The organism is Oleiphilus sp. HI0086 (genome assembly GCF_001635225.1).
The window spans coordinates 1-380 of sequence record NZ_LWFZ01000550.1; the positions used below are offsets into that span (position 1 = coordinate 1).

Sequence of the window (380 nt, forward strand, 5' to 3'; positions counted from 1 at the left end):
ACGCTGCAACAACCGGAATCAAGAGCGTTAATAATGTCGCCTTTACTAACGTTTAGGCATGAACAGATTGTTGCTTCCATTGGTAGTGCTGAAGCACCTAGCGCAGGACCACCCCCTTCAACATTCGGTAGAATCATTCCTTCAGGGTTTTCGGGAAGCTCGATACCGTTCAGGTAGTATTGAAGAAGTGTGTCGTAATCTGAACAGTCGCCAACTAGTACTGCACCTAACAGTGTATTGCCGTCTTCAGATACGATGATTCGCTTATAGATCTCTGAGTTTTCGTTACTGTAGACGTAAGCGATTGAGCCGGGCGTTTTACCATGGGCATCGCCAATTGAGCCGACGTCAACACCCAGAAGCTTCAGCTTCGTGCTCAT

At 47.4% G+C, this 380-nt stretch carries 1 pseudogene; it reads right to left on the reverse strand.

The features are described from left to right. Window positions 1–380: pseudogene (locus A3756_RS27545) on the reverse strand (nitrite reductase (NAD(P)H)); the annotation flags it as partial.